Source organism: Polynucleobacter sp. AM-7D1 (assembly GCF_018688455.1).
Classification (GTDB): Bacteria; Pseudomonadota; Gammaproteobacteria; order Burkholderiales; family Burkholderiaceae; genus Polynucleobacter.
The window spans coordinates 97,990-121,250 of record NZ_CP061319.1 but is presented as its reverse complement, the minus strand read 5'-3'; the positions used below and the strand labels follow the sequence as shown (position 1 = coordinate 121,250).

Annotated in this window: 25 protein-coding genes, 1 tRNA gene and 1 pseudogene; 7 read left to right on the top strand and 20 right to left on the bottom strand. The window is 44.6% G+C overall.

Translation table 11 applies throughout. The annotated features are described in order from the left end of the window. The first annotated feature begins 8 nt into the window (after positions 1 to 8). The 4 genes from prmC to GQ359_RS00685 all read left to right on the top strand — a co-directional run bounded on the left by prmC (position 9) and on the right by GQ359_RS00685 (position 3,904). Positions 9 to 857 carry a peptide chain release factor N(5)-glutamine methyltransferase gene (prmC, locus tag GQ359_RS00700; protein WP_215387075.1) on the top strand — a complete coding sequence of 283 codons (849 nt, stop codon included), beginning with the start codon at positions 9 to 11 and terminating at the stop codon, positions 855 to 857. Between the two features lie 104 nt (positions 858 to 961). Further along, on the top strand, positions 962 to 1,270 hold the full coding sequence (gene grxD, locus GQ359_RS00695; RefSeq protein WP_215302393.1) for a Grx4 family monothiol glutaredoxin: 309 nt from the start codon (positions 962 to 964) through the stop codon (positions 1,268 to 1,270). A gap of 28 nt (positions 1,271 to 1,298) precedes the next feature. Beyond that, on the top strand, positions 1,299 to 2,573 hold the full coding sequence (gene rmuC / locus GQ359_RS00690) for a DNA recombination protein RmuC (protein ID WP_215387074.1): 1,275 nt from the start codon (positions 1,299 to 1,301) through the stop codon (positions 2,571 to 2,573). Positions 2,574 to 2,587: 14 nt separating this feature from the next. Then, positions 2,588 to 3,904: an MFS transporter gene (locus tag GQ359_RS00685; protein ID WP_251367885.1), complete on the top strand. Its 1,317-nt coding sequence runs from the start codon at positions 2,588 to 2,590 to the stop codon at positions 3,902 to 3,904. A gap of 74 nt (positions 3,905 to 3,978) precedes the next feature. Here GQ359_RS00685 and GQ359_RS00680 read toward each other — a convergent pair. The 6 genes from GQ359_RS00680 to petA all read right to left on the bottom strand — a co-directional run bounded on the left by GQ359_RS00680 (position 3,979) and on the right by petA (position 8,024). After that, positions 3,979 to 4,054: transfer RNA gene (locus tag GQ359_RS00680), tRNA-Thr, on the bottom strand. Between the two features lie 18 nt (positions 4,055 to 4,072). Further along, positions 4,073 to 4,474 (bottom strand): ClpXP protease specificity-enhancing factor, encoded by a 402-nt coding sequence (locus GQ359_RS00675; RefSeq protein ID WP_215387072.1) that lies wholly within the window; start codon positions 4,472 to 4,474, stop codon positions 4,073 to 4,075. A 31-nt stretch (positions 4,475 to 4,505) separates the two neighbouring features. After that, the gene (locus GQ359_RS00670) at positions 4,506 to 5,117 is read right to left on the bottom strand and encodes a glutathione S-transferase N-terminal domain-containing protein (protein ID WP_215344472.1); all 612 of its coding nucleotides are present in this window, start codon (positions 5,115 to 5,117) and stop codon (positions 4,506 to 4,508) included. Between the two features lie 78 nt (positions 5,118 to 5,195). Beyond that, complete coding sequence (locus tag GQ359_RS00665) at positions 5,196 to 5,969, bottom strand: cytochrome c1 (protein ID WP_371822446.1); 774 nt, start codon at positions 5,967 to 5,969, stop codon at positions 5,196 to 5,198. A gap of 41 nt (positions 5,970 to 6,010) precedes the next feature. Beyond that, positions 6,011 to 7,411, bottom strand: coding sequence for a cytochrome bc complex cytochrome b subunit (locus GQ359_RS00660; RefSeq protein ID WP_215387071.1), 1,401 nt, complete (start codon positions 7,409 to 7,411; stop codon positions 6,011 to 6,013). A gap of 10 nt (positions 7,412 to 7,421) precedes the next feature. After that, complete coding sequence (gene petA, locus GQ359_RS00655; protein ID WP_215387070.1) at positions 7,422 to 8,024, bottom strand: ubiquinol-cytochrome c reductase iron-sulfur subunit; 603 nt, start codon at positions 8,022 to 8,024, stop codon at positions 7,422 to 7,424. Between the two features lie 137 nt (positions 8,025 to 8,161). Here petA and mscL point away from each other — a divergent pair, with 137 nt between their 5' ends. After that, positions 8,162 to 8,593 carry a large conductance mechanosensitive channel protein MscL gene (mscL, locus tag GQ359_RS00650; protein ID WP_215387069.1) on the top strand — a complete coding sequence of 144 codons (432 nt, stop codon included), beginning with the start codon at positions 8,162 to 8,164 and terminating at the stop codon, positions 8,591 to 8,593. A gap of 51 nt (positions 8,594 to 8,644) precedes the next feature. Here mscL and GQ359_RS00645 read toward each other — a convergent pair whose 3' ends face one another. Then, complete coding sequence (locus GQ359_RS00645; protein ID WP_215387068.1) at positions 8,645 to 11,041, bottom strand: glycosyltransferase family 41 protein; 2,397 nt, start codon at positions 11,039 to 11,041, stop codon at positions 8,645 to 8,647. A gap of 435 nt (positions 11,042 to 11,476) precedes the next feature. Beyond that, entirely contained in the window at positions 11,477 to 12,700 is a 1,224-nt protein-coding gene (locus GQ359_RS00640) for a porin (protein ID WP_215387067.1), read from the bottom strand. A gap of 209 nt (positions 12,701 to 12,909) precedes the next feature. Between GQ359_RS00640 and GQ359_RS00635 the strand changes: the two genes are divergently transcribed. Continuing rightward, positions 12,910 to 14,382 carry a tetratricopeptide repeat protein gene (locus GQ359_RS00635; RefSeq protein ID WP_215387066.1) on the top strand — a complete coding sequence of 491 codons (1,473 nt, stop codon included), beginning with the start codon at positions 12,910 to 12,912 and terminating at the stop codon, positions 14,380 to 14,382. On the opposite strand, the gene tatC is transcribed toward GQ359_RS00635, so the two are convergent. The 10 genes and pseudogenes from tatC to hisB form a co-directional block, all read right to left on the bottom strand. Beyond that, on the bottom strand, positions 14,367 to 15,179 hold the full coding sequence (gene tatC, locus GQ359_RS00630; protein WP_215387065.1) for a twin-arginine translocase subunit TatC: 813 nt from the start codon (positions 15,177 to 15,179) through the stop codon (positions 14,367 to 14,369). The two genes, GQ359_RS00635 and tatC, sit on opposite strands and share 16 nt — an antisense overlap. Before the next feature lie 32 nt (positions 15,180 to 15,211). Then, positions 15,212 to 15,688, bottom strand: coding sequence for a Sec-independent protein translocase protein TatB (gene tatB / locus GQ359_RS00625; protein ID WP_215387064.1), 477 nt, complete (start codon positions 15,686 to 15,688; stop codon positions 15,212 to 15,214). A gap of 28 nt (positions 15,689 to 15,716) precedes the next feature. Further along, positions 15,717 to 15,947 (bottom strand): Sec-independent protein translocase subunit TatA, encoded by a 231-nt coding sequence (gene tatA, locus GQ359_RS00620; protein WP_215387063.1) that lies wholly within the window; start codon positions 15,945 to 15,947, stop codon positions 15,717 to 15,719. 16 nt (positions 15,948 to 15,963) lie between these two features. After that, the gene (locus GQ359_RS00615; RefSeq protein WP_215387062.1) at positions 15,964 to 16,320 is read right to left on the bottom strand and encodes a histidine triad nucleotide-binding protein; all 357 of its coding nucleotides are present in this window, start codon (positions 16,318 to 16,320) and stop codon (positions 15,964 to 15,966) included. 3 nt (positions 16,321 to 16,323) lie between these two features. Continuing rightward, entirely contained in the window at positions 16,324 to 16,725 is a 402-nt protein-coding gene (locus tag GQ359_RS00610) for a phosphoribosyl-ATP diphosphatase (RefSeq protein WP_215387061.1), read from the bottom strand. Continuing rightward, positions 16,718 to 17,174: pseudogene (gene hisI, locus GQ359_RS00605) on the bottom strand (phosphoribosyl-AMP cyclohydrolase). Before hisI ends, GQ359_RS00610 begins: the two are co-directional and overlap by 8 nt. Before the next feature lie 40 nt (positions 17,175 to 17,214). Then, the gene (gene hisF, locus GQ359_RS00600) at positions 17,215 to 17,973 is read right to left on the bottom strand and encodes an imidazole glycerol phosphate synthase subunit HisF (RefSeq protein ID WP_215387059.1); all 759 of its coding nucleotides are present in this window, start codon (positions 17,971 to 17,973) and stop codon (positions 17,215 to 17,217) included. 11 nt (positions 17,974 to 17,984) lie between these two features. After that, positions 17,985 to 18,746, bottom strand: coding sequence for a 1-(5-phosphoribosyl)-5-[(5-phosphoribosylamino)methylideneamino]imidazole-4-carboxamide isomerase (hisA, locus tag GQ359_RS00595; RefSeq protein WP_215387058.1), 762 nt, complete (start codon positions 18,744 to 18,746; stop codon positions 17,985 to 17,987). A gap of 20 nt (positions 18,747 to 18,766) precedes the next feature. Then, positions 18,767 to 19,429, bottom strand: a complete 663-nt coding sequence (gene hisH, locus GQ359_RS00590) for an imidazole glycerol phosphate synthase subunit HisH (RefSeq protein ID WP_215387057.1) — start codon at positions 19,427 to 19,429, stop codon at positions 18,767 to 18,769. A gap of 62 nt (positions 19,430 to 19,491) precedes the next feature. Further along, positions 19,492 to 20,079, bottom strand: a complete 588-nt coding sequence (hisB, locus tag GQ359_RS00585; protein WP_062307133.1) for an imidazoleglycerol-phosphate dehydratase HisB — start codon at positions 20,077 to 20,079, stop codon at positions 19,492 to 19,494. Positions 20,080 to 20,205: 126 nt separating this feature from the next. Between hisB and hisC the strand changes: the two genes are divergently transcribed. Further along, positions 20,206 to 21,279, top strand: a complete 1,074-nt coding sequence (gene hisC / locus GQ359_RS00580) for a histidinol-phosphate transaminase (protein ID WP_215387056.1) — start codon at positions 20,206 to 20,208, stop codon at positions 21,277 to 21,279. 2 nt (positions 21,280 to 21,281) lie between these two features. Here the strand turns inward: hisC and hisD are convergent, their stop codons facing one another. Together hisD and hisG are read right to left on the bottom strand one after the other, a co-directional pair. After that, a complete protein-coding gene (gene hisD, locus GQ359_RS00575) occupies positions 21,282 to 22,604 on the bottom strand; it encodes a histidinol dehydrogenase (RefSeq protein ID WP_215387055.1) in 1,323 nt (440 codons plus the stop codon). Positions 22,605 to 22,616: 12 nt separating this feature from the next. Next, positions 22,617 to 23,243 (bottom strand): ATP phosphoribosyltransferase, encoded by a 627-nt coding sequence (gene hisG / locus GQ359_RS00570; protein WP_088526716.1) that lies wholly within the window; start codon positions 23,241 to 23,243, stop codon positions 22,617 to 22,619. Positions 23,244 to 23,261 lie beyond the last annotated feature (18 nt).

Sequence of the window (23,261 nt, the reverse complement as noted above, 5' to 3'; positions counted from 1 at the left end):
CAAGCAGGATGAGTATCAGCCAGTCTTTGCGTGAATTAATTCAGAACTGTGCATTGCCAGCCAATGAAGCGCGGATATTGCTAGCCCACCTACTAGAGAAGCACTACAAACTCCCACGCTCCGCCCTGCTTTCCCGTGATGACATGATTTTGAATGCGCTAGCTTTTCAGGAGTGGGAAAGTCTCGTCTCCAGAAGAGCTCTTGGAGAACCCATTGCCTACATCTTGGGTAAGAAGGGTTTTCATAATATTGAGCTACAGGTAGGGCCTGGAGTACTGATTCCTCGCCCAGAAACTGAGCTTCTTGTAGAGATTGCCCTTAGTGAAATCGCCAAACTCAATAAACCCACCAAAGTGTTAGATCTAGGTACTGGCTCCGGCGCTATCGCCCTTTCGATCGCCAGTGCCGCACCCCTGGTGTCACTGCTTGCAACAGATCGATCAGCTGAGGCTCTAGCAATCGCTAAGCACAATGCCCACTTTCTGAATCTGACAGAGCAAGTCCAGTTTGCACAAGGCAATTGGTATGAGGCATTGAGCCCAAAAAACCAGTTTGATGTGATTGTTAGCAACCCACCCTATATTGCTGACCAGGATCCTCACCTCACTCAAGGGGACCTCCGATTTGAGCCGCCTTCAGCACTAACCGACTATGCCAGCGGCTTAAGCTGCCTAGAGATCATTATTGCCGGGGCAGATAAGCACCTGAAACCTGGCGGGCTGATTGCTGTAGAGCATGGCTTTGATCAATCCGAAGCAGTGGTGGGGATAATGAAGGAGGCGGCCCTAATCGATGTGCAAGCTCACCTCGATTTAGCGGGCCACTACCGAGCAGCTTCTGGTCGAAAAAGGCTCTAGAACCAGCATAGGGAATTAACCCTTTTCTGCAGATAGCCTTAAAATTACCCCATTGTTAGTTGCAATTCAAGATCATCTTATAGCGCCACTTCAGGAAGAAAATTATGGACACCCAAGCAAGAATTCAAGAAATCGTTAGCAGCCATCCCGTTGTATTGTTCATGAAGGGCAATGCCCAATTTCCACAATGCGGATTTTCTGGAAATGCAGTCAATATTTTGCGCACTTGTGGCGTAGACAAATTGCATACAGTGAACGTATTGGAGGATGCAGAAATTCGTCAGGGCATTAAAGAATTTGCCAACTGGCCAACCATTCCACAGCTCTACATCAATGGTGAATTCATTGGCGGCTCAGACATCATGACTGAAATGTTTCAAAGTGGTGAATTACAAAAGTTAGTTCAAGGCTAAGATTCAATAGCTTGCATAGATTGCATTTGTGACTTTTGACCTAAGCTCTCTTCTCCTGTTTGGCCTGCCATTGGGTTTATGCGCAGGCCTTTTGGTTTATGCGCTTAATCTGAGATCCGCACTTCAGCGAAGCGAACAGCAAGCGCAGACCGAAGCCGCACTCACTATCAGCTTGCGCACTGAAAGAGACCAAGCCTTACAAAATGCAATTCGTCTAGAAGCTGAATTGGATTCAGAGCGAAAACAAGGCCTTGGCAGAATTGAATCCCTCAATGAGGCTAAAGAGGCTTTGACTAATCAGTTCAAAAATTTAGCCAATGAAATTCTGGAAGATAAGTCTAAGCGCTTCACTGAGCAGAATGTCGCCAATCTAGATGCTCTACTGAAACCACTCCAAACCAAGCTTTCAGAATTTAAAGAGCAGGTAAATACCTCTTACGGCAATGAAGCTCGTGAGCGCTTTGCGCTCAAGAGCGAGATCGAACGTCTTGCCAATCTGAATCTGCGTATGTCAGATGAGACCCGATCACTCACCCAAGCACTAAAAGGTGACTCCAAGGTACAGGGTAATTGGGGTGAGTTAGTGCTCGAATCCATTCTAGAGTCTTCAGGTCTTCGCAAGGGTGAGGAATACCTTGTACAAGATAGCCATACTCAAATGGATGGTTCACGTCTGCAGCCAGACGTTGTCGTAAAACTTCCAGAGGGTAGAAGCCTGGTAGTCGATAGTAAGGTTTCTATCACTGCGTATTCACGCCATGCTGAAGCAACTGATCCGACAGCCTCAGAACAAGAGTTGGCAGCCCATATTCAGTCTCTAAGGCAACATATTCAGGGGCTTTCGAGCAAGAACTACAGTTCTTTGTATGGCATTGGCTCAGTAGACTTTGTCTTGATGTTTGTTCCGATTGAGCCTGCCTTCTTATTAGCACTGAAAACTGCGCCAAATCTTTACCAAGAAGCTTTAGCCAAAAATATTGTGTTGGTATGCCCAAGTACTTTGATGGCAACCCTGAGGACTGTTGCGCACCTATGGCGTCAAGATTCACAAAATCGTAATGCACTGGAAATTGCTAAGCAATGTGGCACGCTCTACGATAAATTTGTCGGCTTTGTGGATGATCTTGAAAAACTAGGTCAGCGTTTAGATCAAGCCCAAACAAGTTATCACGATGCATTCAATAAGCTGAAATCAGGTAAAGGTAATCTCATTCGGGCTGCTGAAAAGGTACGCGAATTGGGTGTTAAGCCTAGCAAGAATATCTCTGCACCCCTAATTGAATCGTCAACAGATACAGAATAAACGCAGAATTGAAATTGACTAATACCGCATCAGACTCTCAAGCATCATCGCATTCCTATAGAAAAGTAGCTATTGCTGCCTGCTTTGGAACATTTCTGGAGTGGTATGACTTTTTGACCTTTGCAACTCTTGCAGTTGTATTTGCCCCCCTCTTCTTTCCCTCTAGCGATCCCAGCACAGCACTTTTGGCTAGCCTAGCAACCTTTGGAGTTGGGATGGTAGTGAGGCCTATAGGGGCGGCTATTTTTGGCAGTATCGGCGATCGCATTGGCAGGCGCCCTGTCTTTATGATCACCATTACCCTTATGGGAATTGCCACCGTATGCGTAGGATTTTTACCGACCTATGCCCAGGCTGGGATCTGGGCGCCCATCATGCTTGTTGGTCTAAGATTGCTTCAGGGCCTTTCCGCAGGCGGTGAAATTGGAGGAAGTGCAGTCTACCTAACTGAGCATGCTGGTGACTCCAATCGCGGCTTTAAGACTAGCTTCCTGCAGCTCATGGGGCCACTAGGAATCCTGGTATCCACCCTGCAAATTGCCTTACTTCAAAGCTACCTCACTCCAGAAGAATTTCTATCTTGGGGCTGGCGAGTTCCATTTTGGATTTCACTCATTCTTTTATTGATTGCATTTAAAGCTCGCATGGCTTTAGAGGAAACGCCGATTTATTTAAAGCTAAGCCAAACAGAGACTCAATCAAAGAGCCCTCTTCGAGACAACTTCAAAGACCCCGAAACTAGAAAAAGAATGTTCCTACTTTTCTTTTGCATCTCTGCTGGTGGTGCAGTCTTATTTTTTTGCGTCCAGGTTTACACCTCGATTTTTCTCAAAACTTCGGTCAAGCTTGCACCGCAATTAGTAGATCAATTAAGTGTTTATGCAACAGTCGCACTACTTCCACTAACTATCTTTGCTGGATGGCTATCAGACAAAGTTGGCAGAAAGCCAGTGGTTGTCACTGGTCTAGCTCTTGGAGCTATATTCATATTGCCAGCATTTCATCTGTTACAGAGCGATGGAAACTCAACAGCATTAATAGCTATGGTTCTTATTGGCTTGTCCGGAATTCTGGCGCTGGTAGTTGGCCCACAAACAGCACTACTTGCCGAACTCTTTCCTGCCAAGACCAGAAATAGTGCAGCCACTCTTCCGCACAACTTGGCAGCAGGCTGGATTGGTGGCCTTCTTCCTCTTATCGTCACCTGGCTTAATCAGCACTGGGCAAGCAGTGTTGCAGGATTATGGTATCCAACTATTTTCTTGGCGAGTGGTGCGGTAGCCGCAGTACTGTATTTACCGGAAACTAGAAAAGCGAACCTACTCAATTAAAGTAGCTAACGTTGGAAAATATAAGTCAGAAATAGAAAAAACCTAAATTCGCGAGAATCTAGGTTTTAAATTGTTGGTGCCCCTTGTCCGACTCGAACAGACCACCTACTGATTACAAATCAGTTGCTCTACCAGATGAGCTAAAGGGGCAACGGATAACATTTTAACCTATTTCACAATGGTCAAGGAAGGTCTGCCGGCCTTTGGCTTTTCAACCTTCCCAGGATCGATATCTCTGGGTTTATTGGATTGGCTAGCATCAAAAGGAAAGGACATTCCTTGGCCATTTTCTCGGGCATAGATTGCCAAAACATGGCTTACGGGGACCATAATTTTTCTTGGAACCCCACCAAATCTTGCCTGAAAACTAATCCAGTCATTGTCTAGGTTCAGTTGATGGCAGGCCTCTAGAGAGAGGTTTAAAACGATTTCATCTTTCTTCACAAACTCCATAGGCACTTCAACGCTAGAGTCCACAAAGACCGCCATGAAGGGCGTAAAACCAAAATCCGTGCACCACTGATGTAGGGCACGGATTAGGTAGGGTTTATTACTTGGGATATCAGACATGCTTATCTTGCCAGCATGGACAATGAGCCGCTTAGCGACGCATTACCTTTTCTGAAGGCGTTAAAGCCTCAATGTAAGCAGGTCTGCTGAAAATACGCTCAGCGTACTTCAAGAGTGGGGCCGCATTACGTGAGAGGTCGATGCCGTAATGCTCTAAACGCCACAATAACGGGGCAATAGCTACATCCAGCATTGAAAACTCTTCGCCCAACATGTACTTGTTCTTCACAAAAATAGGTGCAAGCTGAGTTAAGCGATCGCGAATAGCTAAACGCGCTTTTTCATGAACCTTTTCAGCAGCTTTGCCTTTTTCGTTCTCCAGAGCTGCGACGTGCACAAATAACTCTTTCTCAAAATTGAAGAGAAAGAGGCGCGCACGTGCGCGAGCAACTGGATCAGGCGGCATCAATTGTGGATGTGGAAAACGCTCATCAATATATTCATTAATAATGTTTGACTCATACAAAATCAAATCGCGTTCAACCAAGATTGGAACTTGGCCATAAGGGTTCATGACCGAAATGTCTTCTGGCTTGTTAAACAAGTCGACATCACGGATCTCAAAGTCCATGCCTTTTTCAAAAAGCACCAAACGGCAGCGTTGCGAGAATGGGCAATTAGTACCCGAGTACAACACCATCATAAATTTATTTCCTTAAATATCTACTTCAATGCAACAAACGCACATACAACTGCGACTTTAAATCTCTAAGTACTTGGATTAATGAATATCTTTCCAATAAGCCTTATTCAAACGCCATGCCAATAAAGTGAAGATTGCCAAGAAGATCAGCACAATAACACCTAGACGCTTACGTTCAAGTTGAACTGGCTCAGCCATCCAAGACATGAACGCAACTAAATCAGCAATATTGTCGTCATACTCTTGCGGCTTCATAATGCCCGGAGTCAACTGCTCAAATCCAACAAACTTTTTCTCTACACGGCTTGCATCATGTGGATCTGGACGTTCTTCAAACTTTGCTGCGCGCTCACCTTGTAACTCCCAGAGAACATGGGGCATTCCAACGTTTGGATAAACCAAATTATTCCAGCCAGTCTGGGTAGTATCGTCTTTGTAGAAAGTACGGAAATAGGTATACAGCCAATCCGTGCCACGTGCACGAGCTTCTACCGATAGGTCAGGAGGGGTCTTACCAAAGAATGCTTTACCTTCTTTCGGCGTCATGGAGATCGTCATCAGATCGCCAACCTTAGCGTCATTCAAAATCAAGTTGTCCTTGATTTGCTGGTCGGTCAAGCCAATGTCACGCAAGCGGTTGTAACGCATGCTTGAAGCTGCATGGCAGTTCAAACAATAGTTCACAAATATCTTGGCACCATTTTGCAATGATGCATTGTTGCTTACGCGGTTTGGAGCTGCGTCCAAAGGAAAGCCGCCTTCACTGGCATTAGCCGCTACACCGAAACCCAGCGCAGCAACTAAAACCGTAGCCTGGCAGATGCCCATCAAAGTTTGCAGAATTCGTTTCATACTAGTTCCTAATTTCTCTTTACTGATATCTCAGGCTTAAATTAATGGGACTTAAAAGTAACGCGAGTTGGAACCGGCTTAAATGTGCCAAGCTTGCTCCAGAACGGCATTGCTAAGAAGAAGCCCAGATAATAAATAGTACAAATCTGAGAAATCTTTTCAAATACAGGTGATGGTGGCTCGATACCCAAGTAACCCAAAATTATAAAACTCACAATAAATACACCGTAGATGTACTTATGGAATTGTGGGCGATAGCGAATAGATTTCACTGGTGAGTGATCTAACCATGGCAAGAAGAACAGTATTACTACTGAACCACCCATAATCACCACGCCCCAGAATTTCGCATCGAATGCATAGAAGCCAACAGCCAATACCAGAGCAATTGCAGCACAAGCACCCTTAAGTTTGATGTTGTTCGACTTGAGTGCAAACATTCCCAAAATTACTGCCAAGAAAATCCACAGCGGCAATAGGAAGTTAGTTGTTGTTGCACGAAGCATAGAGTAGAACGGTGTGAAGTACCAGACTGGCGCAATATGCGTTGGTGTCTCAAGTGGGTTTGCAGGAATAAAGTTATTTGCTTCTAGGAAGTAACCACCCATCTCTGGCGCAAAGAACACGATGCAAGCAAATACCATCAGGAATCCGCCCAAGTACATGACGTCGTGAACGCTGTAATAAGGGTGGAATGGAATACCATCGATAGGATGTCCATTAGCATCAAGATTATCTTTAATCTCAATACCATCTGGGTTATTTGAGCCAACTTCATGCAATGCAAGGATGTGGGCTGCAACTAGTCCAATCAATACCAATGGAATAGCGATTACATGAAATGCAAAAAAGCGATTTAGGGTTGCATCACCAACGACATAGTCACCACGTAACCACAAAGATAGGTCTGGGCCAATTAATGGAATGGCGGAGAACAAGTTCACAATCACTTGGGCACCCCAGTAGGACATTTGACCCCACGGGAGCAAATATCCAAAGAACGCCTCACCCATCAAGCACAAGAAAATCGCGCAACCGAAAATCCAAATCAACTCGCGTGGCTTGCGATATGAACCGTAGATCAAGCCACGGAACATGTGCATGTAAACCACCACAAAAAACATGGATGCTCCAGTGGAGTGCATGTAGCGAATCAACCAGCCCCATGGAACTTCACGCATGATGTATTCAACAGACTCAAATGCCTTAGCAGCATCAGGCTTGTAGTTCATTACCAAGAAAATACCGGTAACGATTTGAATTGCTAAAACAACGATAGCTAGCGCACCAAAAATATAGAAGAAATTCAGGTTTTTAGGAGCGTAATACTCGCTCATGTGACGCTTGAACGCTTCTGTTACTGGTAGGCGTGAATCCACCCAGGCCATTAGCTTCTGTGCTCCAGAAGCATCTGCTGGGACTTCTTTTTCGTGAAATGCCATTTATCTCTCCTTAGGCCTTCTTGTCTTCGCCAACCAGAATCTTGGTATCGCTCAAATACATATGTGGCGGCACTTCCATATTGTCTGGGGCTGGTTTATTCTTAAATACACGGCCTGCCATATCAAATGTAGAGCCATGGCATGGGCACAAGAAGCCGCCTGGCCAAGTATTTGGTAAAGAAGGTTGTGGGCCTGACTCAAATTTCGCTGTTGGAGAGCAGCCTAAATGGGTGCAAATACCAACTACAACAAGGTATTCAGGCTTAATTGAACGCCATTGGTTCTGGGCGTAAGGAGGGGTAAATTGGGCTGGATCCCTTAAAGAATCAGGGTCTGCGAGCTCAGAATCAATTTTAGACAGCTCGGCAACTTGCTCAGGTGTACGACGCACCACCCAGACCGGCTTACCGCGCCACTCAACCATTCGCATCTCGTCTGGCTGCATCCCAGCAATATCGATCTCAACAGCAGCTCCAGCGGCTTTGGCACGCTCAGAAGGCTCAAAACTATTAACAAAAGGGTAAAGGGCTGTGGCTGCACCAACGCCGCCAACCGCTGAAGTAGCGATCAACCAATTGCGGCGATCTTTGTCCATACAGGGCTTGTCACTCATTTACAAAATTCCTCGGAAGAGCATTTATAGGTGGAAATTGCTTAAAGATAAGATTTTAAAGTAAAAAGTGGGGTATGCAAGAAAGTTATGTGGTTAATCTTGAGATAATCCCAATCAATTTGAAATGAGAGGGATTTATGGCTGTTTTAAAGGAATTTCGGGACTTTGCCGTCAAGGGTAACGTCATTGATTTAGCGGTTGGTGTGATTATCGGTGGGGCGTTTGGGAAGATCGTGGACTCCCTAGTAAATGACATCATCATGCCTTTTATTTCAACCATACTTGGGGGTCATATTGACTTTACCAACCTATTTTTGGTGTTGGGCAAGATTCCAGAGGGCGTTCCAAGAACCTTTGATGCCCTCAAGAAGGCTGGAGTACCCATATTTGCCTATGGCAACTTTATCACCATCTCAATTAACTTTATCTTGCTGGCTTTTGCAATCTTCCAAATGGTGAAAGTGGTCAATAGAATTCGCACCATTGATGCGCCACCTGTACCGCCCACACCAGAAGATATAGTCTTATTGAGGGAAATTCGGGATAGCCTAAAGGGCAAAAAAACCTAAGATAACTACGGATTAATGATTAATTATTATTGATGCCAGCAACTTTTTGTGCTATTGAACTTCAATATTTTCAGGTTTTAAATCTGAAATGTAATTCGCATAAATTTTTTTATACGCTGATTCGATGTGTCGTGCAAAATAATCAGCATCAAAAAGATTACTTATATGCCTATTTTGCTTTAGTTTTTGCTCAATTTTACTTAGTAACTTAGGGTCTTTTGCTAACTGTACAGCCTTATTCTGATACTCCTCAAGCGTATCCGCAACCAATTCGTCCAATTGCAGTTCATGTAATAAGCTAGCAGATACTCGGCTTGCGAAAGATTTTCCAATATAAGTAAGAACCGGCAGCCCAACCCAAAGAGCATCGCTGGCCGTTGTATGAGCGTTGTATGGAAATGTGTCCAGAAATAAATCTGCCAATTGGTGCCGCGCTAGATGTTGATCCATGGGAAGTTTTGGGGCAAATATCAACCGACTTTCAAGAACCCCCCACTTTTTTGCCTCCCGCCTAAGATTATCAGAGGCAGTATGGTTATCTCGAAGCAACCAAAGAACGCTACCATCAACTGAAAGCAAAATTTTCATCCATGCAGAAAAAATTTCTGGGGTGATCTTATAGCTATTATTAAAACAACAAAACACAAAAGCGTCATTTGGTAAGCCAGCCTCACCCCTAGTAAATTTTTTAGAAGAAACTTTTTTTTGTGAGTCATTAACCTGATAACTACAAGGCATGTATATTAATTTTTCACTATAAAATTCTTGAAAACAATCCAGAACTAAAACTTTATCGGCAACCAAGTAATCAATATATTTAGCACCCATAGTGCCTGGATAACCCAAATAACTGACCTGTATGGGTGCGCACCTGTTGGAAAATATATTTGGTCGCGAACCACGAGTAAAGCCCTTGAGGTCTACTGCGATATCTATTCCCACATCCCTTGAAAGAGAAGCCACTTGAAAATCAGTTAAGCCATTAACACTGAAGAAGTTTTTGAATGATTTTCTTATTCTCATTCGAATTTCATCATCAGTTTCAGGGCCGAATGAAAAGCCATAAAATTCAAAATCGTCGTGATTGTGTTTTTCAAATAACTCGACCATAAGATGACTGGTTGCATGGTTATGAAAGTCTGCAGAAAAATATCCAATTTTTATGACCGGATGCCTTAATGGCTCTTTGGCATCTTTTACCAGCCCCTTTACCCCTAAACAATATTTATTGACGAATATTTCAGAGCACTTTTTATGGAGCTGTGGGTCATCCACCAAAGCTAGAAGCGAAAAAGGTTGGACTGCACACTGCATTGACTCTATTTTATTGATGCAAACATCAATATCCTCTTCAAAATTATTCCAATCGCATATTTGCATTTTTGTATGCAATCTATCCCCACATAGAAAGTTGAGGTTAGAGTTGAGTTCAATTGCTTTGTCATAGTGCCTTAAGGCCTCTTCGTGACGCTTAAGATCATTTAAGGCTATAGCCTTATTTGACCAAGCTTCAGCATATTTAGGATTGAGTTCAATTGCTTTGTCATAGTGCCTTAAGGCCTCTTCGTGACGCTTAAGATCATTTAAGGCTATAGCCTTATTTGACCAAGCTTCAGCATATTTAGGATTGAGTTCAATTGCTTTGTCATAACAGACAATTGCCTTATCGTATTGCCTCAAGAACGCTAAGGTTACGCCTTTGTTAAACCAGGCTTCGAAATACTGCGACTGTAACCGAATGGCATTTTCATAGCAACTAAGAGCCTCATCGCTCGCTTCCAAACCATTTAGAGAGACGCCTTTGTTAAACCAGACTTCAGCATTTTTAGAATCGAGTATGATTGCTTTGTCATAACAAACAATTGCTTTATCGTATTGCTTCAAGAACGCTAAGGTTACGCCTTTGTTAAACCAAGCCTCAAAAAATTGTGGCTGTAATTGGATAGCGTTGTCATAGTAACTTAGAGCGTCATCATATTTCTCAAGGCCATCCAAAGCTCGACCCATGTTGAAAAAAAGTACATGGGAGTCGTTTTTGAGTCCCACACATTTTTTATACCAAAAAAGTGCAGCATTTAAGTTGCCTAACTGGGCGAATGTTGTCCCCATATCATGAAGAACCTCAAAAAATTCACCCTTTTTATCAATCGCCTTTTGAAATGACCCGATTGCCTCACTGTGTAGATTTTTATTTAGTTGAGCAACACCAAGCGAGTATAGAGCCTCACCTGAGCAATCAACTTGACTGCATGCTATATTGAGATGCCTAAATGACTCGTCATAATTTGAATTAGCATCATGAATATAGGCCAATATCTCATTGGCTTGTGAGTGAAATGGCACTGCCTCAATAATTATTTTGAGAAGAGATTGCGAATAGGCTTGATTATTATTATAAAAATAATATTGCGCCAGTGATAGTAATTCACTGACCTGGTAAGGATTCATAGCTTAATTTAATTGAGTACTTACACATTTCACAGCCTTCAAATTTAGAGGCTTCTATCATTTAAGGATTGCTTTCTTTTAATAAAGATTAGCTTAGTTTGAATCGGTTGACCATATTGACTCTTATTCTAAGCTAGCACACGTCCTTTACTGTATTAATGGCCGCCCTGACAAACAAGAGGCAACTCCCAAAGCAGTTTTCCCTCGCTATAGTTACAAGCAACCCCAACTGGTGAGGATGTACTTGCAAGACATCCGGCCAAACTACCAATTAAAAGAATTGTTACCAAGAATTTGATGATTGAATTCATGCTTTGATACGCCAAATATGTTTTGCTTTACCAACAGCCGGGAGCAGTAAAAAACCCACTGTGTTTCCACAGTGGGTTGATTTTGCACAAAACTAACACTAAGCTAACATAGGTTAGCGTCATATTAGAATGAGTGGCGTACGCCCAATGCGAACTGGCTACCTGCTGCGCCTTGAGTTTGAGCGGAGGTGCTCGAAGTCAAAGACTGACCATAGATAGCGTACAAGTTTGAGCGCTTGCTTAAGTAGTAGTTTGTACCCAACTGCCAAGCATTGAAGTTAGCTGTTGGCTCGTTTGTACCAAATGCCTGATACTTACCATTACCAATAGATGCCCAACCTTCAATAGCTGGCGTAATGAAGCTACGAACACCAATCTGTTGGCCAGAACGCTTGAGGTACTGGTTTGAATTGAGAGCACCAGTGATTTTACGATTTGTATAACCAGCAAAAGCTTTGAGAACACCAAAGTCATAAGTACCAGCAGCATAAACGTCGTTAATTTTCACGTTAGTCTGAGTACCCAATGATTCTGTTCCAGGCAACGCTGCTGTTGTTGCTGATTGACCTACAAGTGATTGCTCTTGACTGAATGAATTCATTGCTACTGTCGCAAAGAGTTTCTTCCATGTGTAGTCAGCCGAGATACCATAACCAGAGTAGTTATTGCTACCACCAATAGCTGTTGGAGCCGTACCAGCTGCCGGAGCTGTAGTACTTTGAGCCCCTGTCTGAGTAGAGTTTGATTGGTTCAAAGAGTAAAGTGCATTCAAACCAAAGCCAGCAAATTTATCACTGTTGAATTTAATTGCGTTGGTTGTGCGAACCAAGTGATTTCCTGATGCCGTTGTAGCAGCGCCGTTAGCAGCAGCAACACCAATTGGGCGAATGATGCTACCGATTACGTTATTAGAGCCACCTGGATCTGTTGCTGCAACTGAGTCATGCATTGGTGTGTACTGTGTACCAATGGCTCCAGAGCCAATGCCCTTCTTTTTCAAACCAACAAATGTTTGACGATTGCCGCCAATAACGTTTGCTGAATTAGGTGTTGCATTTGTAACAGTACCATAAGCTGGTGCACCACCATTCATTCCAGAAAGCTGAGCTTCAATAGTAAAGAATGCAGAAGTGCCCCCACCCAAATCTTCTGTGCCCTTGAAACCTAAACGGCTATCTGTTTCAGCGTTTGTAGTAAAAGCTGAACTGTTAACTTTTGAGGTATTAACTCTTGTTGAGGTATTTGAATAACCCATGTCAACGATACCGTAAACGGTCACGCTTGACTGTGCTTGAGCTGCACCAGCAAATGCTGTTACGGCTGCAACTGCGAATAGCGATTTTTTCATTCTTTAAATCTCCATAAATTGAAAGTGATGCCCAAATAAAAATTGGGACTTACGAATTTTGCTTGTTTAGACCTGCTAGACTGGGGGTAAGGGTATTTAGGAGTTCTTTTTGCTTGTCAAAAGGCAGTTTTTTGGCTTTCTTCGTTGTATCAGGGCAACAAAGGCTGTGATTTCTATCTTTTTAGGCCTCTGAATGCCAAAATTGTCATATGGCAAGCCGCGAATTCTTAAAAATCCTCCAATCAGCTCGACTTGGTGATGTTTCTGCGCAACAAAATTTAGCCACCGCTTATTTGACTGGCGCCTTTAAGACGCCGATTCAGCCTGCCAATGCATTGATTTGGCTTGAAAAATCTTATTTATCCTATAAAAATCAAGCACTTGCAAACAAAAGTTTAAGTGACTCGGAAATTTTTCCCACTGAACTTCTTTCCCAAATGATCCCGGAGTTGCTTGAGCAAGTTTCAACCCTACCGTTAGCTGCAACCGTCAACTCCCCAGCCTTTTCATTTGGATGGGATTTATTTTGGGAATTAGCCAATACAAATGTGCCCGCAAGTTATGCCGTGCAATGGCAACTTGCGGAGTTACTTTTGAATCCCATTAAGAAAGATCTGCAGACCGAGCTTACTCATTGGCTTTTAAGGCAAGAGGACGGCATTGATTTTGCATCCCTTCAAAAAACCGCAAAAGAATTTCTCTTTCAGTTAGCGGAATCAGAAACCCCATTCACCAATTGTGCCAAAGAACTGCTGATTAAGCTTCAACCAAAAGATGAAGCGCTCTCGTCACTTTGGAATACCTGGCTGACCGAAAAGAATGAAGCTGCACTAATACAAGCAGCAGAGCTTGGCCTAACAAGCGCCAAACTCACCTTGGGTTTACGTCTTGCGCAATTTAATGAGCTCGATCCTGGTGAAAATGATTTGAGTACTTCGGGCGGAAAATCTAACGCCTCGCTAAAGAAGGCTGCTTACTGGTTAGAGCTTGCTGCTAAAGATGGTAATCGCGATGCTTGGTTTGCTCTTGGGGAGATCTATCGTCGCCCACAATTTTCTGGATACAACGCGGCAGAGAGCGATCACTGTCTTGATCATGCGGCAGATTTAGGCCATCCGGTTGCTCAATTCAAAAGAGGCGCGAAACTATGGCGTAAACGCGAAAAAGTTGAAGAGAAAGTTCGTGGCCTGCAAGCTTCTTATTGGATTTGGCAAGCACATCAGCAAGGCGTACCCGAAGCCAAAGAATTGCTTGGAAAGATTCTAGAGAATGTACCCAGCCCAAAGAACAATGATTGGTTTGAATTAGCCGCTTATGCTGAAAAGGCATTAAACCATCACGCCGAACATAAATTAGATAAAGAGTGGATCTTGCTATGTCACCGACTCATCATCGCCAATCAATTTAATTTGAGTAAGGCTGAGCTATTACTGTGCGAGGTTGGACAGTTGCAGCACGAACATTGTGTCGTTGTCGATATTCGTCACGAGTTACCAAAGATACTGCCTAGATTAATTCAGATTGATACCACTCAGCAGCGTCGCTCCTTGCTTGCAGCGGGAAAAGTATTTGCTGGAAGCGAATCAGACTTAGAGGGTAGTTTAAGACAAAGACGTTATCGATTTGATCGAGTAAGTGAGTGGCTGACTGCCGCCTTCTCACAAGATCAAACGGTAGTTTGAGTATCTGGGCTTTTAGATTCGCCATCTTTGTTGTCGTCAGACTCATCATCTGAAGATTTTGGTACATAAAAACGAGCGATCAGAAGCCCAAGCTCATAGAGCAAGCACATTGGCACTGCTAAGAGTAGTTGAGACAACACATCTGGTGGCGTCACAATTGCTGAAATCACAAAAGCGCCAACGATCACGTAAGGACGAATCTCTTTAAGCTTGGCTAGTGGCACCATACCCATACGTACTAAAACCACCACCACAACAGGCACTTCAAAAGTAAGCCCAAAAGCTAAAAAGGTGTTCATGGCAAAGCCAAGGTACTTATCAATATCTGTTGACATCTCGGCACCCAGGGGAGCGTTATAGCTAGCCATGAATTCAAATACGGTGGGGAACACTAAAAAGTAGGCAAATGCCATGCCAAATATAAACAGGCTGTAGCTACTCACGACCAAAGGCACGATCAGCTTGCGCTCGTGCTGATACAACCCCGGCGCAATGAAAGCCCATAATTGATACATCACTACGGGCAGCGCAATTAAGAAAGCCACTAACATGGTGACCTTCATCGGCACAAAAAAAGATCCCGTGACATCAGTCACGATCATCTTGCCACCGGAGGGTAAAGCATTTAAAAGTGGTTGTGAGAACAAATGAAAAATATCTGGCGCCCAGTAGACCAGGCAGACAAATACCGCGATGATTGCTAGGGCTGACTTAATGATGCGATCACGCAACTCAAATAAATGAGATAGGAAGGATTCTTGTAATCCGGAATCTTCTGTTGGATTATTTTGCGTCATTGATATTTGTATTTACTTTTCTTTGGGCTAGTTTATTTGCCCGCGCTATGGTGAAAGCGCTTCATGCGTGCAGCACCAGACTGAACTCTTGTGCGCATACCCGTAGAGCGCTTGAACCAAACTGGTCTCGCAGCGCGCCTCACACCCCAACTCTTGCGACCTTGGCGTATCGATTTTTGTAGGACCTCTTTTTCATCAAGGGGGGCTCTAGTAAAAGAATTTTCAAAGATGTCTGCTTGATCACTAAGATTAGCACCAGCCTCTTGAGTAACAGATTGAATAGAGCTCTCAACATCCTTAAAGGCAGAGACACTTTCTTCACGGAGTTTCTTAAACTCCTCAACATCCATCTGCCTGCTGACTTCAGATTTGACATCAGCCATATAGCGCTGTGCTCTTCCAAATAAGTTACCCGCCATACGGGCAATTTTTGGAAGTCGCTCCGGGCCGACCACTACCAATGCAACTACTGCAATGAGTGCAAGCTTTGAAACTCCGAGATCAATCATTGCAGTTGCGCATCATCTCTATCAACAATTATTTATTGAGGTCTTTTGCCTGAACATCCACAGTTTTCTCTGTTGATGTAGCAGCGCTCTGAATTTGCTCCTTAGGCTCCTCAGCTCCCTCAGGCGTTTTCATGCCATCTTTGAAACCTTTAACAGCACCACCTAAATCTGTGCCGATATTGCGCAATTTTTTGGTACCGAATACCAACATCACGATCACCAAAACAATTAACCAATGCCAAATGCTAAATGAACCCATTTTTAATCTCCTCGGACTATTTTTTCCAGGGGCGCGGACCGCCCATCACATGCAAATGCAAGTGATAAACCTCTTGACCACCATCTGCACCATTATTCACTACCAATCTAAAGCCGCCATCTTTTCCAGGACGGCAACCTTGTTCCTTGGCAAGACGCGGCGCTAATTCCATCATTCTACCTAGCAATGGCGCATCAGCCACTTCTGCAGATTCCAGCATAGGGATATGTTTTTTAGGAATTATCAAAAAATGGACAGGCGCGGCAGGATTAATATCTTTAAAGGCATAAATCTCCTCATCCTCGTAGACCTTTTGGGATGGGATTTCACCTTTGGAAATCTTACAAAACAGGCAATTTGGGTCATGGGGCATCAATTACTCCTTGCTTGCAGCTTTTCTGGCGGCTTTTTCTTCGATGCCTGAGGTGCCGAGACGGCTCTCTAACTCAGCAATCACGTCTTCTGGCCTCAAACCAAACTGAGAAAGGGCAATTAGGCAATGAAACCAGAGGTCAGCCATCTCCCCAACCAAGAGTTTTTGTTGCTCAGGAGCCAAATTGGCATTTCGAGCATCCTTGGCAGCCATCACTGCTTCGGTAGCCTCTTCTCCAATCTTCTTCAAAATCCCATCATCACCCTTAGAGAAGAGTAAGGCAGTGTAAGAGGTCTTGGGATCGGCCTGGCCAGCCTTAAATGCATCGCGGCGCTGATCAACTACGTCAGCCAAGTGGGCTAAAGCAGCATCTAAATTAGAGGGGGTATTCGCTGAACTAGTCATCAAGTGATTTTATGTCTTTTATTACCAGGTAGACGAGGGGTGGGTTATTTAAGGCCCTTAGACTCATCAACCCAGGTGGATTGGGCTGAATCCCACCTCTGGAAGAAGCAACTATGCTCGCCAGTGTGACAAGCTATACCGTCTTTTTGCTCAACCATCAGCAAAATCGTATCGCCATCGCAATCAAGGCGGATTTCTTTTACTTTTTGAGTATGACCAGACTCTTCGCCTTTATGCCACAACTTTTGCCTTGAACGTGTCCAATACACCGCTTCGCCTAAGCGTAAGGTAGCCAATAAAGCATCGCGATTCATCCAAGCCATCATCAAAATATCTTTACTGCCAACTTCCTGGGCAATTACCGGAACTAAGCCCTGCTCATTCCAAGTGACGGCATCAAGCCATGCGCCGGGCTCTAAGGAGTCAACTGGATTGAAGGAATTTTTCATGGTTATCTTCGAATTATTTTCTTAGTAAAGCTGTCTGCACTTAAATGCGAACAGGAACGCCTTGGCTTGCCATATATTCTTTTGCTTGACCAACAGTGTATTCACCATAATGAAAAATACTTGCCGCAAGAACTGCATCGGCATGACCCTTGGTAATGCCATCGACCAAGTGCTGCAAATTACCCACGCCGCCAGACGCAATCACTGGAACGCTCACCGCATCACTTACTGCGGCAGTTAACTCCAAATCAAAACCATCTTTACTACCATCACGATTCATGCTGGTGAGAAGAATTTCTCCAGCACCACGTTTAGCGACTTCAGAAGCCCATGTAACGACATCCATGCCAGTCGCAGTTCTACCCCCATGGGTAAAGACTTCCCAATTACCTGCTTCCGTTTTTTTAGCATCAATGGCAACGACGATGCATTGTGAACCGTAATACGCAGCCGCATCCGACACCAAATCTGGATTCGCCACTGCGGATGAGTTCATGCTCACCTTATCAGCGCCAGCATTGAGTAAGCGGCGCACATCAGCTACAGCGCGCACACCACCACCAACAGTCAGTGGAATAAATACTTGAGATGCAACATCTTCAATGATGTGTAATATGAGATCACGACCATCAGAGGTAGCAGTAATGTCTAGGAAGGTGAGTTCATCAGCGCCTTGAGTGTCGTAACGTTTTGCAATCTCCACAGGATCACCCGCATCACGCAGCCCAACAAAATTCACGCCTTTCACAACGCGCCCTGCCGTGACATCAAGGCAGGGAATAATTCGTTTAGTGAGCACTATTAGACAATCTAAATAATTTTCTTGGCAAACTTCAGAGTTAACTCATCAGCATATTTTTGTGCCGCAGTTAAATCTAAGTCGCCAGCATAAATCGATCGACCCGCAATGACACCCATGACGCCTTCAGCTTCAGCTTCACACAAGGCTTCAATATCTTGATTGCTAGATAAACCACCACTAGCAATCACCGGGATCCGAATAGCTTGAGCTAATTTAATCGTGGCATCCATATTGATGCCCTTCATCATGCCATCGCGGCCAATGTCGGTATAGATGATTGCTTCAACACCGTAATCTTCAAACTTTTTGGCAAGGTCAATGACTTCATGGCCGGTGATCTTACTCCAACCATCTGTTGCGACTTTGCCATCACGGGCATCCAGTCCCACCATGATGTGGCCAGGAAAGGCAGTGCAGGCATCTTGTACAAATCCAGGACTCTTGACTGCTGCAGTACCAATAATGACTGTACTAATACCGTCATCCAATAATCGTTCAATCGTTTCGAGATCACGAATACCACCACCCAGCTGAACTGGTATCTCATCGCCTACTGCTTTGAGAATGGATTTAATCGCAGACTCATTCTTCAGCTTGCCAGCAAATGCGCCATTCAAATCCACGAGATGTAAACGACGTGCTCCCTTACTAATCCAATGCGCAGCCATCGCACCTGGATCTTCAGAAAACACAGTGGCTTTATCCATGTCACCTTGTTCGAGTCGAACACAGTGGCCATCTTTTAGGTCAATCGCGGGAATCAGCAGCATAGCGGTAGCTTAGAGAAGTATTAAGGTTGCCAAGAAACAAAATTTTTGTAGAGCTTTAATCCGTATTCTGCACTTTTTTCCGGATGAAATTGTGTTGCAAAAATATTATCCCTTGCAACGGCAGAAGTAAACCAATCGCCATATTCAGTTGAGCCCGCAATATCTTCTTTGCGTTGCGGCACAACATAGTAACTGTGCACAAAATAAAAGCTGGTCAAGTCAGGTATGCCATCCCAAAGTGGGTGCTTGCGATCTTGGCGTACTTGATTCCAACCCATATGGGGGACCTTATAAGCAGATCCATCTGGCTGCAATTTGCCAGCCAATTCAAAACGTCGTACTTCACCTGGGATCAATCCTAAGCACGGCGTCCAGGCTGTATTGGAATTTGCGCGCACTTCAGCACTTTGGTTAAAGAGCATTTGCTCGCCCACACAAACACCTAATAAGGGTTTATTTTTAGCGGCGTCTAATAGCGCCTCCAATAAACCAGACTCTTGGAGATGTTTCATGCAATCGGGCATAGCGCCCTGGCCTGGTAGCACAACTCGCTCTGCAGAGAGGATTTCTTCTGGGGTGTGTGCAATCAGGACATTCGCATCTGGGGCTACATGATGAAAGGCCTGATAGACGGAACGAAGATTACCCATTCCGTAGTCAACGATCGCAATAGTTTGCGCCAATTGTTAGCCTATGTTCTGTAGTTTTTTGACAGTCTTCTACTCAACGCTAGAAATTTTCTAGATTAGAGACTGCCCTTAGTAGAAGGCACAACACCGGATGCGCGTGGATCCAACTCTAAAGCCATGCGCAACGCACGACCAAAGGCCTTGAACACTGTTTCAATCTGGTGGTGAGCGTTAATGCCACGCAAGTTATCGATGTGCAAAGTTACTCCAGCATGGTTTACAAAGCCACGGAAGAACTCAATACTAAGATCAACATCAAAGTCGCCAACACGAGCGCGGGTAAATGGGACATTGAACTCCAAACCTGGGCGACCAGAAAAATCGATCACTACGCGAGAAAGGGTTTCATCCAAAGGCACATAAGAATGGCCGTAGCGAGTAATGCCCGCTTTATCGCCAACTGCCTTGGCAAATGCTTGACCTAGGGTGATGCCCACATCCTCAACGGTATGGTGATCATCAATATGGGTATCTCCTTTAGCAACCACTTTGAGGTCGATCATGCCGTGACGGGCAATTTGATCCAACATGTGGTCTAGGAAAGGTACGCCAGAGGCCAGCTCAGCCTTACCTGTGCCATCTAAATTGATAGCAATTTGAATTTTGGTTTCCGAAGTGTTTCGGGTAACGTCGGCTTGCCGCATGCTTCAGTGCGCCGCGAGGCGAAGTGTTGATTGAAGCCTCATAATATCATTCCTAATACAGATATAAATGCCGATTTTATTTGCTGGCGTTTATTCATTTTTGCTGATTTTTGACTAGAGTCCCTCATGAGCCGCTTTTGGAGCCCCGTTGTTCAGACCCTCACCCCTTATGTCCCTGGGGAGCAGCCGCAAATGCAGCGACTGGTAAAGCTCAACACCAATGAGAGTCCTTATGGCCCATCGCCCAAGGCCCTGGCCGCCATAAATCAACAAAACACAGATGATTTAAGGCTCTATCCAGACCCTGAAGGTGCGGCTCTTAAGAGCGCCATTGCTGATTTACACGGCTTGGACCCAAAACAGGTGTTTTTAGGCAATGGCTCTGATGAAGTCCTGGCGCACGTGTTTTTAGGTCTTCTCAAACAAGCTAAACCGGTTCAGTTTCCAGATATTACCTATAGCTTCTACCCGGTTTATTGCAAGCTGTTTGGGATTGAGTATCAAGCAGTCCCCCTAGGCCCTGATTTTGAGATTCAGACGGGGGACTTTAAAACTCCCAATGGTGGAATCATTTTCCCGAATCCCAATGCTCCAACTGGTCGAGCCATTCCGCGATCAGATATCGAAGCTCTGCTGAGCAGAAATACCGATTCCGTAGTGGTGATCGATGAAGCCTATGTGGATTACGGAACCGAGTCTTGCATTCCCCTGCTTCGTGGAAACAGCTGCCCTCAAAATCTCTTAGTCGTTCATACCCTTTCCAAGTCACGAGCCCTAGCAGGGCTTCGCGTTGGATTTGCGGTGGGGCATCCAGACCTCATTGAAGGTTTAGAGCGAGTGAAGAATAGTTTTAACTCCTATCCACTTGGTCGCTTGGCTCAAGCAGGAGCAATTGCTGCAATACGGGACCAAGCTCATTTGGAATTAACTAGCAAAAAAGTAATCCTCACTCGTGAGCGCTTAGTGGGTGAACTAGTCTCACTAGGTTTTGATACATTGCCATCAGCAGCCAACTTTATTTTTACTCGGCATCCTAAGCATGCTGGGGCAAAGTTATATCAAGCCTTACGAGATCGTGGAATTATTGTGCGTCACTTTAAATCACCACGTATTGAAGAGTTTTTACGCATCACCATCGGTACTGATGATCAAACAAATGAATTGATTACTGCTCTGAAGGAAATTTTGGCTAGCGCTTAAGTTTATTTTTTCAGTCGCATCTCAGCAGCACGCGCGTGGGCTGTTAAGCCCTCACCATGCGCTAGCGTACTAGCAACAGCGCCTAATGTTTGAGCTCCTGCCTCACTCACTTCGATCATGCTGGAGCGTTTGATAAAGTCATACACACCCAATGGCGAAGAGAAGCGTGCAGTGCGTGCTGTTGGTAAAACATGATTCGGGCCTGCACAGTAATCCCCTAGAGATTCGCTAGTGTAGTTACCCATAAAGATGGCGCCAGCATGACGGATTAACTCAGCCCACTTACGCGGCTCAGTTGCACAAATTTCTAAATGCTCAGCAGCGATCGCATTGGCGATCTCACAAGCCTCGCCCATATCGCTTACCTGGATCAATAAAGCGCGATTAGTAAGCGATGCTTCAATCACTTTCTTTCTCGGCATCTCGGGCAATAACTCATTAATACTTATTTGCACTTGCTCAATAAATTTCTCATCCGGGCAAAGCAAAATAGATTGGGCTAACTCATCATGCTCAGCTTGAGAAAACAAATCCATCGCGATCCAATCGGGATTACTAGAACCATCACAGAGAACCAAAATTTCTGAAGGGCCGGCGATCATGTCGATACCAACAGTACCAAACACTCTGCGCTTAGCAGCTGCTACATAAGCATTGCCAGGGCCAACAATTTTGTCTACCGACGGGATAGTCTGTGTGCCATAAGCTAAAGCGCCAATGGCTTGCGCTCCCCCAATCGTAAAGACACGATCAACCCCAGATAAGTAGGCGGCAGCCAAGACTAAAGGATTGCGAGCGCCATCAGGAGTGGGCACCACCATGATGACTTCTTTTACACCAGCAACCTTGGCAGGAATAGCATTCATTAATACTGAAGAGGGATAGGCCGCCTTACCACCAGGAACATAAATACCTACACGATCTAAGGCCGTGACTTTCTGACCCAAGCGTGTGCCATCAACCTCTTCATACTCCCAAGAGTGGCAACCTGCTTCAATCTTTTGTTTCTCGTGATACGCGCGCACTCTTTGCGCAGCAATATCCAAAGCATTTTTTTGTTCAGCCGATAAACCTTCGTAAGCTGTTTTTAATTCTTCTTGAGAAATCTCTAACCCAGTAACGCTAGCCACATTTAAACGATCAAACTGCTTTGTGAAATCAAGCACCGCCGCATCGCCACTGACTTTTACTTGCGCCAAAATTTTAACTACTGCAGCATCAATCGCCTCATCATCTGCCATCGGCAAAGATAGACTTGAAAGCAGGGTTTCTTTGAACCCAGCATCTTTGCTATTAAGGCGTTTGACTTTAACTTGCGCTGACATTTGAATATTTACTTACTTCAACAATTCAAAGAATGGCTGCAACTGTGTACGCTTGCGCTTATACGAAGCTTGATTAACTACTAAGCGTGCGCTGATATCGGCGATTGGTTCAACCTCAACCAAACCATTGGCGCGCAAGGTATTGCCAGTGGACACCAAATCCACAATCGCATCCGCTAAGCCAACCAATGGGGCCAGCTCCATCGAGCCGTATAAATGAATCGTATCAATGTGCACGCCTTTATTAGCAAAGTGTTCACGTGCACAATTGACATACTTGGTGGCAACTTTTAAACGAGATCCTTGCTTTACCGCAGCCGCATAATCAAAGCCTTCTTTAACGGCAACGGACATACGGCATTTAGCGATATTCAAATCAAAAGGAACATACAAACCATCGGTGCCGTTTTCCATTAAAACATCCAGGCCGGCAACTCCAAAATCAGCTCCACCAAACTGAACGTAAGTAGGCACATCCGATGCGCGCACAATAATCAGGCGCACGTCAGGATTAGAGGTCTCAATAATGAGTTTGCGTGACTTTTCCGGATCCTCAAGCGGGCGAATGCCGATCTTAGATAAGATCTCAGCGGTTTCTTCGAAGATGCGCCCCTTCGAGAGGGCTAATGTTAACTTCATGGACTAATTATCCATCAG